Genomic DNA, 16,462 nt, shown 5'->3' with positions numbered 1-16,462 from the left:
TCGATTGAAAAGGCAGATAATCATTTGGACAAAATGGTAATCATTACATTGGGTGGGGAAGAGGAAACTATTGATATAACAAGGTTTTGTAAGCGTTATCAAATAATGATTATATACGTAATTATGCTTTTTCCATATGCTTAAAGTATGAATTGAACATCACATCATAAAGTATGGGGGTAAATAATGGAAAGTGTCATTAAGCCTAGTAATCAGACATTACCTGAGTTAACTATGAAGCAGCGTAAGAAGATTAGAAGACAAAAAACTTGGGCTAATATGAGAAAGAACAAACTTCTATATTTAATGATTTTCCCTGGCTTTCTCTATTTTATTATTTTCAAATATTTACCGATGGGCGGATTGATCATTGCTTTTCAAGATTATCAACCGTTTTTAGGAATTTTGGGCAGCCCATGGGTAGGGATGAAGCATTTTATTCGCTTATTTACAGAACCAACCTTTTTTATGCTTTTAAGTAATACACTTATTTTATTTGCTTTAAATATTTTCATTTTCTTTCCAATGCCGATCATCTTAGCGCTTATGCTAAATGAAGTCAAAAACAAATATTTTAAATCTGGTATCCAAACGTTAATTTATATCCCCCATTTTATGTCATGGGTAATTATTGTTTCCATTACATATGTCTTTTTAAATGTTGATGGTGGATTGATTAATGAAATGTTAGCAGCAATGGGCTTCAATAAAGTCAGTTTTTTAACTTCACCTGATTGGACGCGAACCGTTTATATTGCCCAAGTAATTTGGAAAGAACTAGGCTGGTCTACTATCATATATATTGCCGCTATTACAGCTGTAGATACTCAATTATACGAAGCAGCGGAAATGGATGGAGCAGGACGACTGCGCAAAACATGGCATGTAACATTACCAGCCATTCGACCAGTAATTATTACATTATTAATCTTAAAAATTGGCAGCACGTTAGATTTAGGATTTGAACACATGTATCTATTATTGAATTCATTAAATAGAAGTGTTGCAGAGATTTTTGACACCTATATTTATACTGCTGGTTTGAAGAATGGACAATTAAGTTTTAGTACTGCTGTTGGTTTATTTAAGGGATTAGTAGGATTAGTTTTAGTTATGCTTTCAAATAAGCTTGCCAAGAAGTTTGGTGAGGATGGGGTTTATTAAAGTTAGGGGAAAGCGAGGAATTGGATGTTAAAATCAGTGGAAAAAATAAATCACATTTTTATAACAATCTTAAACTTAGTTTATGTGAATTTCCTCTGGTGGCTCTTTACTTTATTAGGATTGGGGATATTTGGGGCAGGACCAGCAACCTATGCACTAGTTAGTATCATCCGACAGTGGATGAGGGGAAATACCAGTGTCCCTATCTTTTCTTCTTATTGGAAGTATTACAAAGAGTCCTTCAAGGAATCCATGGTTACTAGCTGGATTTATTTACTACTCGGCTATGTGTTAGTAATCGATTTACTCCATGTTACAAACTGGTATCTCAAAGTATGCTTGATGATCATATTCTCGTTATATTTCCTTTCTGCCGTTTATATTTATCCATTAATGGCTCATTATAACTGGAAGGGAATATTCTTTCGCATAAAGATGTCCTTTATCTTTGGTTTTTCTTGCTTGCAATATTCTCTATTATTGTTTGTTGTGATTGGAGCTACCTATTGGACAGCAATCACACTTTTTCCTGGGATTCTCACTTTCTTCGGTATTAGTTTCTTATTTTATATGATTACTTGGACAGCAAATCAAGTGTTTACTAGAATGGAATTACAAAATACAGAAGAAGTAGAAGATACAACTGTCTATCCTACGCTTAACGGACAATAAGACTTAACTTTCAGCTTATCCAATTCGGGGAAGATAGGTGGGAGAGCATCGATATAGACCCGAATGGTTCCACTAATCAGTGCGAACATTCATTGATGGAACTTCACTTTATCAAATTGTAAAGGAGCGTTTAAATGAAAAAACTATCAAAGTTAGCTAGTGTTAGTTTAGCAGGTATGTTGTTATTAGCAGGATGTAGTGGAGGAAAAGAACAATCATCTGGGACGTATGATGAAAATAGTAAGGCTGAAATTACATGGCTGAATATTCTACATACGGCATCTCCTCCAACAGATACTATTTTAGACAAAATTGAAGAGAAAACTAACGCTCAAATCAAATTTTCGTGGATTCCAGATGCTTCAAAGGAAGAAAGAATTAATACAGCTTTAGCATCTGATTCATTAGCAGATATTGTTACTTTAACCATTCTAGATAATTCCTCTGTCCGCAATGCATTGAAGTCTGGAATGTTTTGGAATGTAGAAGATTATTTAGATGAATTCCCTAATCTGAAGGAAATTTCACAAGATGTACGGGTTTCTGCTTCCATAGAAGGAAAGCTTTATGGCATTCCCTTCCAGAAGGATTTAGCTCGTAATGGTGTCGTTTTACGTAAAGACTGGCTTGATAATTTAGGCCTGAAAGTCCCGAAGACTGTTGATGAATTAATGGAAGTTTCGAAAGCGTTTACAGAAGGTGATCCTGATGGTAATGGGAAAAATGATACGACTGGATTTGTAGATAGGAACGATTTAATATATGGAGCCTTTAAAACATTAAGTTCTTATTTCGGTACACCTAATGTATGGGAAATGGATGAAAATGGAGACTTCATCCCGGAATTTGAAACGGATGGTTATGTAAAAACAATGGATTATATGAAGGAGCTGTATAGCAATGGCTGGATAAATAAAGACTTTGCCGTTACCGCAAAAACAGACCAGCAGCAAAGCTTTGCACAGGGAAAAGCAGGAATTTATATTGGCGCACTTTTCGATGCTAAAAACCTACAAACGATGGCTGCAGGCATCCAAGATAACATGGAATTAGCATTAGTGAACGATATGGTATCGGATTCAAATCCTGAGCGTGCCATTTGGGCTGCGAATAATGGAATTGGCGGATTATTGGCATTTCCGCGTTCCGAAGTAAAGGATGAAGCAGAATTAAAGAGGATTCTCAAGTTTGTAAATGATTTACTAGATCCAGAAATTTACACATTAATGACATATGGTTTGGAAGATGTCCATTATAAACTAACAGATGATGGTGCATATGAAATTACCAATCAGGATTTATGGACACAGGAAGTGCAGCCATTTGCGGCTTCTAGACCAAAAGAGTCAGGCTATGATTTAAAAGATCCCAACCCTATTAAAGCATTAGCAGATGAGATGATTGCAGACAATGCGAATTATGCCGTGTTAAATCCTGCTTATTCTTTAGAATCTGCAACCAATACATCACAAGGATCGGAATTACAAAAGATTATTACTGATGCCACATACCAGTATATTTTAGGCGAAATAGATCTGGATGGTTTCAAACAAGCTGTAAAGACATGGGGAGATTCTGGCGGAAACACGATTAAAGAGGAATATAAAGCAGCATACGAACAAACGAAATAATTTTGAATAAAGGTGAGGGGAAAGCAGATTTCGGCTAGACACTCACCTTAAAAAATTTAAAAACAAGATTTTTATAAGGCAAGCAACAATCTTCATGAAGAGGCTTTATAAAGAATCTAAATAGGATGGGAGAATATAAGAATGGCAGAAATGAGTTGGTCAGAGAGAACAGCACAATCCATTATGGAAAGACTTCCACGATTATATGAAGATAGAGGCTATAACGGAAAATGGTCTTATGATTATGGAGTTGTTTTAAAAGGGTTTGAAAACCTTTGGAAACGAACAGGCAAGAAGAAATATTTGCATTTTATAAAAGAAAACCTCGATTATTTTGTGCAACCGGATGGAACGATTAAAGGATTTGAAGTATCAGAATTTAATATTGACCATATTAACAATGGAAAATTACTATTTCAACTTTTTAAACAAACGGGGGAGGAAAAGTATCGGCAAGCAGCCGATTTATTGAAATCCCAATTAGAGCTGCATCCAAGAACATCAGAAGGTGTTTTTTGGCATAAGCAAATTTATCCATATCAAATTTGGCTGGATGGCTTATATATGGGGGCGCCATTCTATGCGCAATATCAAATGGAATATCGAGATGGAGAAGGTCTTGACGATATACTTCACCAATTCAAAATCAGTTATCAACACTTATTAGATGAAAAGACAGGGCTTCTTTATCATGCATGGGATGAGAAGAAAGTCCAGCCATGGGCTAATAAAGAGACAGGACTATCAGAGAATTTTTGGGGAAGAGCTATGGGATGGTATGTCATGGCATTAGTAGATACATTAGAAATTATTCCAAAGGATACACCTGATCGTCCTTTTTTAGAAAAAATTCTTAAGAATACATTGGCAGCATTACTAAACTATCAGGATAAGGAAAAGGGTGTTTGGTATCAGGTAGTCGATAAGCAAGGGGAAAAGGGAAATTATTTGGAGGCGTCTGCAAGCAGTATGTACGTATGTTCTATTGCAAAAGGGATACGGCTGGGAGTTCTAGAAAAACAAGAATGGCTGCATCCATTAAAGAAAAGCTACCAAGGATTATTAGATGAATTTGTTTTACTGACAAAAGAGGGATGGGTCAATTTAAATAAAAATTGTCAGGTAGCAGGACTTGGCGGAGCTGACAAACGAGACGGAACTTATACCTATTATATTAGTGAACCAATTATTTGCAATGACCAAAAAGGCTTAGGGGCCTTTTTACAGGCATTAGTGGAAGTGGAGGAAGTCATTAACGAATAAGGAGATTATAAAATGAGCGATTATATTATCACTGAATTCGGTGCAGAGAATGATGGGAGTATATGTACAGAGTCGATTCAGAAGGCGATAGATAAGGCATATGAAAATGGAGGAGGCAGAATTGTTATCCCGCCAGGCGAGTTTTTGACAGGTGCGCTTTTTTTAAAGGATCATATTGAACTTCATTTAGCCGCAGGAGCAGTATTGAAATTCTCTAATCAGCAAGCAGACTATTTCGTTGTTACATCTAGATGGGAAGGTGTAGTTAGAGAAGTATATGCTTCATGCTTATACGCAGAAAATAGCCAGCATATTGCGATCACTGGCTTTGGAACCATTGACGGAAATGGAGAGAAATGGTGGCAACTTTTTCGAAATGAGCGAGAGAAGCTGCTTTATCCGCGGCCAAAATTGATTAGCCTAGATGGTTGTGAAAACATATCGATTAAAGATGTGACCTTAATAAATTCTCCAAGTTGGACGGTTAACCCCATATGCAGTAACAACATTACGATCGATAATATAAAAATCAATAATCCGCAAGATTCACCAAATACAGATGGCATTGATCCGGAATCCTGCATGAATGTTAGAATCAGTAACTGTCATATTGATGTAGGGGACGATTGTATTGCGATTAAGGCAGGAACAGAGGACACTGCAGAACGGATAGCTTGTGAAAATATAACGATTACAAATTGTACCATGGTTCATGGACATGGAGGAGTAGTGCTTGGCAGTGAAATGAGCGGAAATATCCGAAATGTCACCATAAGTAATTGCGTCTTTCAAGATACTGATCGTGGCATTCGGTTGAAGTCGAGACGAGGACGTGGGGGAGTAGTTGAAGACATTCGTGTAAGCAATATCGTAATGGAAGGTGTAATGTGTCCGTTCATTTTAAATTTATATTATTTCTGTGGGCCTAAAGGAAAGGACAAATACGTATGGGATAAAAATCCTTACCCAGTAACTAATGAGACTCCGATGTTTAGGCGCATTCATTTTGCCAATATAACGGCTAGGAATGTTCAGGCTGCAGCCGGATTTATTTACGGTTTAGCCGAGCAATATATATCAGAACTAACTTTTAATCAAGTGGATATTTCATTGGCGGTAGATGCGATTCCTGGAAAACCAGCAATGATGGCAGGCATAGAAGATATGAATAACCGGGGCTTTTATGTAGGCTTTGCAAAGGATATTTTATTTAACCGGGTGACGATTGAAAACCATGAAGGTCCAGCTTTTTTTCTAGAAAATTGTGAGGATATCGAGTTAATAAACTGTAAGTCTAAAAATACAAAGAAGGAAGAAGCGCTTTTAAAGGAAGTGAAGGCATAAGTGGAAAAACAGCGAAAAAGGCTAATCGAGTTATTAGGGGATTATCCACATGCAAAGGATAGGAAGGTGCAGCTAATAAGGAGAGAAGAGAAGGATAACTATGTATTAGAAAGCCTCATGCTGCAATTAAATGAGGAGGAATCCGTACCCGCTTATGTTGCTAAACCTCTAAACAAGGAAGGTCCACTGCCTATCGTCCTTTTTAATCATTCACATGGAGGGAATTTCGATCAAGGAAAAGAAGAGCTGTTAATAAGTAACAGTTATTTACAATCTCCCTCTTTTGTCGAGGCTATAACGACTTTAGGATATGCCGTTGGATCCATTGATATGTGGGGATTTAATGAGCGGAAAGGTAAATTAGAGAGTGAATTAGTTAAAGAAATGTTATTAGATGGAAGATCGCTATGGGGGATGCGGATCTTTGATAATATTGCTTTTCTAGATTATCTTGTAGACCGGCCAGATATCGACCAAAACAGAGTAGCGACGATTGGAATGTCAATGGGAGGCCTTATGAGCTGGTGGATGGCAGCACTAGATGAGCGTATAAAAGTAACCGTAGATATAGCTGCACAGGTACATATAGAAACATTAAGGCAGAAACGGGGGCTAGATCATCATGGTTTTTATTATTATGTGCCAGGCTTTTTAAAGCAGTTTTCTACTTTAGCTGTACAATCGTTAATTGTCCCAAGACCGCGCTTGAGTCTTGTTGGAAAAGATGACCGCATGTGTCCGCTGGAAGGCGTAATGCTGCTAGATGAGGAATTAGGAAAAATATATGGAAAATATGATGCAAAAAATCAGTGGAACAGCCAAATTGTAACTGGCGGTCATCAAGAGACAAAGGAAATGAGAAAGCAATGGGAAAACTTTTTGCAGAAGCATTTATGAAAAATGAACTTCAATTTGTCATTGGGAAAGGCAATGATTGTGATTTTACGAGTATTCAAGAAGCCATTATGCATTGTTCCAATATCGAGAGACCTGTTACATTCATCATCCTAGGTGGAGATTACTATGAAAATATCCTTCTTTATCAATCAAATCGCAAGTTGTTTGGAATAGGGACGGTCAGAATTATTGGAAATAAATATGCACGGCAATTGGATGAGTTTGGTTGTGAAATTGGTACTTTTCAAACAGCGACTCTTTTTATCAATGGAGAGAATATCTGGATAGAAAATATCGAAATCATAAATAATTCGGGGCCGGGAGAAATAGTGGGGCAAGCAGTTGCTTTATATAATGAAGGAAACAAAGTTAGCTTTAAAAATTGTTCCATAAAAGGGTACCAAGATACCGTTTGTCTCGGTCCATTGCCAGATGTACAAAAGGATGGAACTCCTTTTACAACTCCAGAAATAAAAAATAACTTTCAGAACAATATAACAACCTTTATCCATTGTTCTATTGAAGGAACCGTTGATTATATATTTGGTGGAGGAGAAGCAAAGTTTGAAGAATGTGAATTGAAATCTCTTAAACGGCCTAACAACCTGCCAGGATATATTACGGCAGCAAGTACTGCAACCGGGAAAAATGGCTTCCTATTTTCTCGTTGCTATTTAACAGCAGATAAGGATGTAACAAATGTCTTTTTAGGGCGGCCGTGGAGACCATACGCCAATGTAACCTTTTCTCAATGTAGAATAGGGACTCATATTCACTCGGATAAATGGGACGATTGGGGAAAGAAGGAGAATCAAGAAACAGTAACATTTCGGGAAATAGAAAATTACTACAGGTAGAGACTAGGAGAAGGGAACGAGGGAAATGAAACGGAAATGGGAAGTAATAATTGGGATGGCAGGAATGGTGTTATGTGTCCTATTTCTAGGAGGATTTTCACTAACAATGACCTCTATGGATATAGAAACATATAAAGAAACAGTGTTTCCTATTCTGCAGGAAGGTGTCTCTTTCGGTGAGATGCAGGATAGTTTAGAAGCCATGAATGTCTTAGCTATATGGTTCGGTATTACACTAGTACTTGTCCTAGCATTTGTTATAGTTGCGACAGCTTTCATCTGGAGAAATCGACATCCGAGATGGGCTGGAGTCCTCTATCTCGTTGCTGGATTTTCAACATTGATAGGTACCCAGTTTATTGCTTTTCCTATCGCCTTTCTCTTTTTTTTAGCAGGAACGTTATGTTTGTTGCGAAAAGGAGTTAATGTGAGTCAGAAAGGAGAAGGCTATGTATCGAACCACTGTTAAAAATCCTATTTTACGGGGGTTTAATCCAGATCCCAATATTTTAAGAGTAGATGACACTTATTATATTGCTGTTTCCTCTTTTGAATGGCTGCCAGGAGTACGAATCTATCAGTCTAATGATTTAGTAAATTGGGAACACGAAACAGATATTATTACGAATCAAGTTGATTTAAGAGGCAATCCACAAAATGGTAGCATATGGGCTCCGCAAATTAGTTATTCAGAGGGGCTGTTCTACCTAATTTATACAGATGTTAAAAGTACAAAAAGACCATTTAAGGATTGTCATAACTATTTGATTACCGCGCCAAATATAAATGGTCCTTGGTCAAGTCCTGTATATCTAAACAGCAGTGGATTTGACCCATCCTTATTTCATGATAAAGATGGACGTAAATGGCTGTTAAATGAAATTTGGGATTATCGCATGATAACAGGAAATAAATCAGCAGGTATTGTCATGCAGGAGTATGATGCTAAGAATCAAGCGCTGATTGGATCCGTTTATAAACTATTTGATGGGACAGAATTAGCTAAAACGGAAGCTCCTCATCTCTATCAATATGGAGGCTATTATTACTTAATAACGGCAGAGGGAGGGACTGGGAAAGGGCATTCAGTAACTGTCTGCCGCTCAAAGGCAATAACAGGACCCTATGAATTAGATCCAGAATATCCTATGCTTACAGCTAGTGATAAACCTGAGTCATCGCTCCAATGCTCAGGACATGGAAGCATCGTGCAGACGCCCCTTGGAAATTGGTATATGGTTTATTTATGTACTAGACCATTACAAAATAAAGCCGCGATACTAGGAAGAGAAACAGCGATAGAAGAGGTTTATTGGACAGAGGACGGCTGGCTGCGCCTTTCATCTGGTACAAATGGTCCCAGTCTGGTGACTGAAATTATTACGCGTGAACAAGTAATTTTTCAAAACAATACTGATTTCGAGGATGACTTTGCTGGCCCTTTAAAAAAAGAGTGGAATACTTTACGTATTTTAGCAGATGACTCTTGGTGTGATTTAACAAGTAGATCTAATTATTTACGTATGTTTGCAGGGGAATCCATTCAGTCCATGTTCGAGCATCATATTCTTGCCATTCGTCAAAAGGACTTTCAATTTCAGGCCGAAACAAGCGTAGCATTCCATCCTACTACCTTTAATCAAATGGCTGGTCTCATGCTTTATTTAAATGATAGCAATTATCTATATGCTTACGTGACATTTGATGAAGAAAAAGGCCAAGTTCTTCGCTTTATGCGTTGTGAAGATGGGCAATTTCAACTAGATCCAGCCATCATCACTATTACTGCAGGAGAAGTGCAGCTAAAGGTTATTGGAAACGGAGCGAGAGGAACCTTTTACTTTCGTTCAGATGAAGAACATTCTTGGCAAGAAATAACCAGCAGCCAAGATATTCTATTTTTAGCAGGGGGATTTACCGGAAATTTCATTGGGATAGCAGTCCACGATATGGATAAAAAAGCAAGTACATACGCTGATTTCGCATACTTCCGTTATGAGGGATTAGATAATAATTGAGTGGATCTACTTCTGTCATTTCCCATAGTAATGTAATAACGAAGCGGATCGGTGCTAGCGCTGTGGATAGCAATTACCATCAATCCTCTGTCCAAAAATAAAAAAAGCCCGAACAATTATATGAAAATCGCATAAGAATCTCCATATAATTGTTCGGGCTTATATTGGTTGGAATATCGGTGTCCCAACCGCTTCATTATTTATTTCCCTAACATAGCATTTACTTTATCCTTATTATTATCGATCCATTCCTGTGCAACTTCTTCCTCATCAGCGCCATCTTCGATTTTAACAATCATTTCTTCAATATCCTCAACAGGCATGCTCCAGTGGCTGAGGAATTCATAAACCTCAGGGGATTTTTCTTTTAGACCATTATTTACGACTACGTGAACTTCTGATGTCTTAAAGAAACTTTTTGGATCTTTCAATACTTTTAAGTCATAATCAACAAACATTGGATGTGGGCGCCATCCTAAGAAAAGGACAGGATCGCCACTTTTGATAAACTTAGAGGCTTGTGCCAGCATACCACCTTCACTAGAAGCAACATATTCTAAATCTAATCCATATTCTTCAATCATTTCCTTAGAAGTGACGGTCATTCCGGCACCTTCTTCAATACCGTACACTTTTCCGCCAAAGAGATCTTCTTTTCCTTTTAAATCTTCTACGCTATCAATGCCCTCTACATTAGAGGGAATGACCCAGCCGAGCTCCCCTTCTTTATAGCTGACTGCTAAATCTTCCAATTGATTTTTGTATCGACTCATATAATTTGCATGCATATCAGGTAGCCAAGCATCCATAAATACATCTAAGTCACCGCGGGAAAGTCCTGTATAAACGCCGCCGGCATCAGCATTACTCTCCTTAACCGTATAGCCCATATCTTCTAATAATAGTTTAGCAACTTTTGTTGGCGGAATAGTACTAGTCCAAGGAGTAACACCGAAAGTAACAGTTTTAGAATTTCCTGACTCGCTACCTCCTGTATTTTGGTTTTGGGAGGAACAGCCAATTAAAAGAGTGAATAGTAGTAACATTAAAAAGCTAAGCTTTAATTTTTTCATAAAATTTGTATACTTCCTTTCTCCTGTTAATTTAATAGATTGCTTGTTTTTATGCTTTTTTTCCTAAGCCCTGTGTTATTCGATCCAGGATGATGGCGAGAACAACAATTCCGAGTCCACCAGTAAGACCTAATCCAACATTTACACTAGAGATACCGGATAAAACAGTGCTTCCTAGTCCAGGTGAACCAATCATTGATGCAATAACAGCCATGGATAATGCCAACATAATCGTTTGGTTAATTCCAGCCATAATAGTTGGGATGGCATTAGGTAACTGAACTTTTACGAGCAACTGCCAAGAAGTAGAACCAAAAGCTTTAGCAGCTTCTACAATATCAGCGGGAACTTGTTTAATGGCCAAGCTTGTCATACGGACTGCTGGCGGAGTAGCAAAAACAAAGGTAGAGATAACTGCTGGGACTTCCCCTAAACCAAAGAGCAGGATAGCAGGGATTAAATACACAAAACTAGGTAGTGTTTGCATGAAATCAAGTAATGGTCGGATAATATGATCCAATGTTCGATTTTTAGCAGTGAATATTCCTAAAGGAACCCCAACAACAATAGAGAAAAAGGTTGCTACAATAACAATAGAGAGAGTTTGCATAGCGCCAGTCCATAGACCTACCGAACCTAAGTAAAGAGCACCAATAATGGTAAAAAGAGCTATTCCTTTTCCCGCAAGGCGCCAAGCTAAAAGAGCTAAAAGGATTGCTATTATTTCAGCAGGGATGAAGGTAAATAAATTGGTGACAGCATTTATAAATACGCTTAACACTCCGCTGAAGGAGTTGAAAAAGTCACCTAAAACTGGCAGCAGCCAATTGTCTACAAATTGATTTGTCCATTCTTCTAATGGAAAGAAGAAGTAGTTCATATGATAGCCTCCTTTTGTTCTTTTCCGAGAATCAGTCCAGACAATATAGAGACTCGAACGATGATTCCTAACAATCTATTATTTTCTGTAACAGCAATAGGGAATTTTGATTCTGCTGCAACCCCAATTAAATCGTTTAATGGGGTATCGTATGTAGTAGAATGGAAGTCGTGTTCTAATACGTCTTCAACCCACTTATTTTCCTTATAGGCATTAATGGCAGCATCAATAGTAAGAATGCCTTTTAACTGTTTATCCTTATCTACTACGAAGATACTGGATAGACCAGCTTCTTCCATTTTTCTTACGGCCATTCTCGGACCATCCTTCCAAGTGGTAATAAGATCGGGCTGTTTCATAATTTGACCAGCAACTAACACTTTCGAACGGTCAACATCTTCTACAAATGTCGATACATAGTCATTCGCTGGATTTTCTAAAATTTCTTCAGCTGTCCCTAACTGTACAATCAAGCCATTTTTCATAATGGCAATACGGTCACCGAGTTTAAGAGCCTCATCTAAGTCGTGAGTGATGAAAATAATTGTTTTTCCAAGCTTGTTTTGTAAACGGATGAGTTCATCTTGCATTTCTTTACGAATAAGAGGATCTAATGCACTGAATGCTTCATCCATTAGAAGGATATCACTATCATTTGCTAATGCTCTAGCAAGACCTACCCGTTGCTGCATCCCGCCACTAAGTTGATTAGGGAAACTTGCCTCATAGCTTTTTAGACCGACATCATGAATGGCTTTAAGAGCTTTTTTTGAACGATCACTCTGCGGATGTCCTTGGATTTCTAAACCATATTCAACATTTTCTTGCACGGTTCGATTTGGAAATAACGCAAAATTCTGAAAAACCATACTGAGCTTTTTACGTCGTATTTCGATAAGTTCCTTTTTATTCATGGTAGTAATATTTTTCCCGTCAATTAGCACTTCACCTGAGGTTGGCTCAATCAGGCGGTTAATGAGACGTATAAGCGTAGATTTTCCACTGCCGGATAATCCCATTATGACAAAGAATTCTCCTTGTTTTACTTGGAAAGAAGCATTATCAACACCAATTGTCATTCCTGTTTCTTTCAGTATTTTTGTTTTATCTTCGCCAGCCTTTAGTCTTTTCAGCCCTTCTTTTGGGTTCCCCCCAAATATTTTTGTAAGATTTTTAACTTCAATTTTAGGCATTAATCACTTCTCCTTCTTTTTTATTTGGGAGAATTTCCGAATATGGATAAATAAATAGGAAATAAAAAATAAAACTGATTATTTATAGAGGAATAGTAGGAATTAAGCGAGTATTATGGCAATACTTTTAGTGGAACTTTGGGTGAAAATTAGTGTGATATAGTATTACTTGCTTGTTGTTACTCCCAGTATGGTAATGGGACTTATCCATATCCTTCTCCTGTAGAGTCCTTCTTATTATATAAAACAAATAAAAGACAGTGCAAACGTGAAAATATAGCATATACAGTTTATATCGTTCGTAAAGTTTTTTCTGATTAAATTAAATATACTGTATACTTATAAATACTACCTGATTCACTAAATAACTCAAGATTCTGCACTTTTAGTGTATAAAAAGAAACGTACGATCTAAAACCGGCAGTTAGTTCTATATTCTGAGTAGAGAGATTGTTTGATTTCACAAAATGTTGTTTAAAAGTTACTAGATAGGATTGAAAAAGTTCCAAAAACAAGGTAGTATGTAAATGAGAATGATAATCAATTTAACTAATAAACAGAATGAGTTAATCAATAGATAGTATAAAACTTTCATTATAGGAGTGAGCGGTTAATGGAGCATACAGAACTATTCGATGTGACGATAATTGGCGGCGGGCCAGCAGGTCTATATTCTGCTTTTTATAGTGGGCTTAGAGAAATGAAGACAAAAATTATTGAATTTTTACCACAGTTAGGCGGAAAGCTGCATTTATATCCAGAGAAAATGATCTGGGATGTTGGCGGCATCACTCCAATGCCAGGGGAAAGGTTGAGAGAACAGCTTGTCCAACAGGGGTTGACCTTTAACCCCGAAGTAGTGACAAATACGAAGATTCATTCTATCTCCAAAAATGAAGAAGGAATTTTCTTGCTGGAAACAGATTCAGGAGAAGTTCATTATTCCAAAACAGTCATTGTGGCAGTAGGAAGCGGAATCGTCACTCCACAAAAATTAAAAATTGAAGGTGCCGAAAGATTTGAAGTGGCAAACTTAAACTATACGGTAAAATCTTTAATGCATTTTAGAGATAAAGTGGTTGTTCTTTCTGGAGGAGGAAACTCTGCAGTGGACTGGGCTCTTGAACTAGAGCCGATAGCTAAGAAAGTGTATTTAACATGTAGAAAAGATACACTTGCTGGTCATGAGGCAAAAGCGAGAGAATTGCTAGAAAGCAATGTAGAGTGTTTGTTCCATACCTCTATTACTAAACTGATTGCGAATGAAAATCATGATCGTATTGATTCTGTTGAATTAACGAATACACAATCAGAAGAGGTTAAGACTTTAAAAGTAGATGAAGTAGTTATCAACCATGGCTATGAAATGGATTCGTCACTTTTAAAAAATAGTAAATTAAAAATTGACATGCTTGAAGATTTTTACATAGCAGGTAATGTTAATAGCGAGACATCTGTGCCAGGAATATTTGCTGCTGGAGATATTCTAAAGCATGAAGGCAAAGTCCATTTAATTGCTGGTGCTTTTCAAGACGCTGCAAACGCAGTCAATAAAGCTAAATTGTATATCCAGCCAGAGGCAAGTAATAGCGCAATGGTCTCATCACATAATGAACTATTTGAAGAGAAGAATAAAGAATTAATAAAAAATATGATTCAATGCGATGATTGTTCAGTAATGAAAATCCGTGCCTAATTTCAATTGATCGTTACATGGTGCAATATTTTTTATAGCATAGACAAAAGAGCTATTGGAGAAGACGGATTTCCGCTTATCCAGTAGCTCTTTTTTGTTAGATGAGAAATGGCTGCAAAGTAGCGAGTTTGGCTGATACCCGTGTTGTTTTGGCTGATAAATTTGAATTTTGGCTGATACCTGGGTTGTTTTGGCTGATAAATTTGAACTTTGTCTGATACCCGTGTTGTTTTGGCTGATAAGTTTGAACTTTGGCTGATACCCGTGTTGCTTTGGCTGATAAGTTTGAACTTTGGCTGATACCCGTGTTGCTTTGGCTGATAAATTTGAACTTTGGCTGATACCCCTGCTGTTTTGGCTGATAAGTTTGAACTTTGGCTGATATCTGGGTTGCTTTGGCTGATAAATTTGAACTTTGGCTGATACCCGTGTTGTTTTGGCTGATAAATTTGAACTTTGGCTGATACCCGTGTTGCTTTGGCTGATAAGTTTGAATTTTGGCTGATACCCGTGTTGTTTTGGCTGATAAATTTGAACTTTGGCTGATATCCGTGTTGTTTTGGCTGATAAATTTGAATTTTGGCTGATACCCACGTTGTTTTGGTATAAAAAATCAAGATTTAACCGGAATCCAGTTGTTTTTCACTAAAGCAATACGAATTATTCTGTTGAGACAGTCATCATTAAAGCATTTATCGGTACTTCTCCTGTTTCTAAAGTATAAACAATATTTCCTTCTTCCCATCTCGCCATACTCTCAACTTTATCGGCATTTTCCGGATAATTTACTTCTATTCTTCCATTTTCTTGTGGGACTGGCAGAGCATTTTCCTCCAAATAATCTACCATTTTTCTTGCGATATCAGTAGTGTCTAACTTATCAGCAGAAATGGATTTAATTTGTACTACCCATCGTCCCTCTTTCCAAAGTAAATACGAACTTCCCGCTGCTCCTTCCTTCATTCCTGTAATTTTATGTCCTAAATCTACCTTCATTTCATCTGGAATAGAATCTAATGAAGTATCGGGAAAAAGCTCCTCTTGGTTGTTTTTATCATGGAATGTTTCTGCTTTAAACGTAGCAAGCAAATTATCATTTGTGTCCAAAGATTTATCATTGATAGAGACAGGTTCTTGTGTTCGATAGAACGAAATAGAATATTGGTCTGTTTCATTTTTATTAATTTTAGCTCCAACATATTCGGAATCAGTGATTGGGAATTTCATCGGTAATTTATTACCTTGCATCTTGAGCATAGAGCGAATTTCTTTCATCTGTTCATTGTTTGATGGGGATTTCTCCGTAGTTTGTTCCGTCTTCGTATTAGCTTGTCCAGCTGCGTCGGCTTTCTCCGTTGTCGGCAGTTTTGATTGACTTTCTGCTGGTCCATTGGAGCAGCCACCAGCTATAAGTGAAAAGATAAAGAGTGAAGAAAATAGAATTTTTTTCATTCATCGTACTCCTTTCTATACCTTATTAATACTGTATATTCCCTAAAATAAGAAAAAAATGAGTTATATAAAAAATTTTTAAAAATTTATGGATGAATTTTTGAGAAGGAAAGTCGCGGTTGTGTGAGAAAAAGTAACTTATATCCATGACAAATAGGGATGAATTGTTAAGGGGACATGGGAACCTTTTTATTTTGGTAAAAATACTAACAAAAGTAAGAAGATTTATTTTATATTTGACAGAATTGTTAAAAAATATTTGAAATTTATTCCTTTAAACGTTAGAAATAGTAACGTTATGGTGAAGTTTGTCGGCTATTGA

At 37.0% G+C, this 16,462-nt stretch carries 15 protein-coding genes; 10 read left to right on the top strand and 5 right to left on the bottom strand.

The genetic code is table 11. From position 1 onward, the window contains the following. Nucleotides 1-234: 234 nt before the first annotated feature. The 9 genes from NX902_RS23645 to NX902_RS23605 all read left to right on the top strand — a co-directional run bounded on the left by NX902_RS23645 (nt 235) and on the right by NX902_RS23605 (nt 9,846). Nucleotides 235-1,164 carry an ABC transporter permease gene (locus NX902_RS23645; protein ID WP_213084020.1) on the top strand — a complete coding sequence of 310 codons (930 nt, stop codon included), beginning with the start codon at nt 235-237 and terminating at the stop codon, nt 1,162-1,164. Between the two features lie 24 nt (nt 1,165-1,188). Further along, on the top strand, nt 1,189-1,836 hold the full coding sequence (locus NX902_RS23640; protein WP_095329432.1) for a YesL family protein: 648 nt from the start codon (nt 1,189-1,191) through the stop codon (nt 1,834-1,836). Nucleotides 1,837-1,970: 134 nt separating this feature from the next. Continuing rightward, nucleotides 1,971-3,467 carry an extracellular solute-binding protein gene (locus tag NX902_RS23635; RefSeq protein ID WP_095329433.1) on the top strand — a complete coding sequence of 499 codons (1,497 nt, stop codon included), beginning with the start codon at nt 1,971-1,973 and terminating at the stop codon, nt 3,465-3,467. A gap of 141 nt (nt 3,468-3,608) precedes the next feature. Next, on the top strand, nt 3,609-4,730 hold the full coding sequence (locus NX902_RS23630; protein ID WP_171510195.1) for a glycoside hydrolase family 88/105 protein: 1,122 nt from the start codon (nt 3,609-3,611) through the stop codon (nt 4,728-4,730). Between the two features lie 12 nt (nt 4,731-4,742). Beyond that, nucleotides 4,743-6,074 (top strand): glycoside hydrolase family 28 protein, encoded by a 1,332-nt coding sequence (locus NX902_RS23625; protein WP_123258547.1) that lies wholly within the window; start codon nt 4,743-4,745, stop codon nt 6,072-6,074. Further along, nucleotides 6,075-6,971, top strand: a complete 897-nt coding sequence (locus tag NX902_RS23620; RefSeq protein WP_061796992.1) for a dienelactone hydrolase family protein — start codon at nt 6,075-6,077, stop codon at nt 6,969-6,971. Further along, entirely contained in the window at nt 6,941-7,828 is an 888-nt protein-coding gene (locus NX902_RS23615; protein WP_341161042.1) for a pectinesterase family protein, read from the top strand. The genes NX902_RS23620 and NX902_RS23615 overlap by 31 nt, the downstream gene beginning before the upstream one ends. A 25-nt stretch (nt 7,829-7,853) precedes the next feature. Next, on the top strand, nt 7,854-8,297 hold the full coding sequence (locus tag NX902_RS23610; protein ID WP_123258546.1) for a DUF4064 domain-containing protein: 444 nt from the start codon (nt 7,854-7,856) through the stop codon (nt 8,295-8,297). Continuing rightward, on the top strand, nt 8,278-9,846 hold the full coding sequence (locus tag NX902_RS23605) for a glycoside hydrolase family 43 protein (RefSeq protein WP_172859383.1): 1,569 nt from the start codon (nt 8,278-8,280) through the stop codon (nt 9,844-9,846). The genes NX902_RS23610 and NX902_RS23605 overlap by 20 nt, the downstream gene beginning before the upstream one ends. A gap of 200 nt (nt 9,847-10,046) precedes the next feature. On the opposite strand, the gene NX902_RS23600 is transcribed toward NX902_RS23605, so the two are convergent. Genes NX902_RS23600 through NX902_RS23590 form a run of 3 tightly spaced genes read right to left on the bottom strand, consistent with a single transcriptional unit; the run spans nt 10,047 to nt 12,992 of the window. Then, on the bottom strand, nt 10,047-10,919 hold the full coding sequence (locus tag NX902_RS23600) for a glycine betaine ABC transporter substrate-binding protein (RefSeq protein WP_163185069.1): 873 nt from the start codon (nt 10,917-10,919) through the stop codon (nt 10,047-10,049). A gap of 49 nt (nt 10,920-10,968) precedes the next feature. Then, nucleotides 10,969-11,799, bottom strand: a complete 831-nt coding sequence (locus NX902_RS23595) for an ABC transporter permease (RefSeq protein ID WP_095329438.1) — start codon at nt 11,797-11,799, stop codon at nt 10,969-10,971. Beyond that, on the bottom strand, nt 11,796-12,992 hold the full coding sequence (locus tag NX902_RS23590) for a quaternary amine ABC transporter ATP-binding protein (protein WP_341161041.1): 1,197 nt from the start codon (nt 12,990-12,992) through the stop codon (nt 11,796-11,798). The genes NX902_RS23595 and NX902_RS23590 overlap by 4 nt, the downstream gene beginning before the upstream one ends. Nucleotides 12,993-13,605: 613 nt before the next feature. Between NX902_RS23590 and NX902_RS23585 the strand changes: the two genes are divergently transcribed. Further along, complete coding sequence (locus NX902_RS23585) at nt 13,606-14,688, top strand: NAD(P)/FAD-dependent oxidoreductase (RefSeq protein ID WP_095329440.1); 1,083 nt, start codon at nt 13,606-13,608, stop codon at nt 14,686-14,688. Between the two features lie 32 nt (nt 14,689-14,720). On the opposite strand, the gene NX902_RS23580 is transcribed toward NX902_RS23585, so the two are convergent. Both NX902_RS23580 and NX902_RS23575 read right to left on the bottom strand, forming a co-directional pair. Then, on the bottom strand, nt 14,721-15,305 hold the full coding sequence (locus tag NX902_RS23580) for a hypothetical protein (protein WP_341161040.1): 585 nt from the start codon (nt 15,303-15,305) through the stop codon (nt 14,721-14,723). A 43-nt stretch (nt 15,306-15,348) separates the two neighbouring features. Continuing rightward, nucleotides 15,349-16,140 carry a hypothetical protein gene (locus tag NX902_RS23575; RefSeq protein WP_123260251.1) on the bottom strand — a complete coding sequence of 264 codons (792 nt, stop codon included), beginning with the start codon at nt 16,138-16,140 and terminating at the stop codon, nt 15,349-15,351. Nucleotides 16,141-16,462 lie beyond the last annotated feature (322 nt).

The organism is Niallia sp. FSL W8-0954, assembly GCF_038005605.1.
Lineage (GTDB): Bacteria > Bacillota > Bacilli > Bacillales > Cytobacillaceae > Niallia > Niallia circulans_A.
The sequence above is the reverse complement of the archived record's forward strand: the minus strand, read 5'-3'. Positions and strand labels throughout refer to the sequence as shown.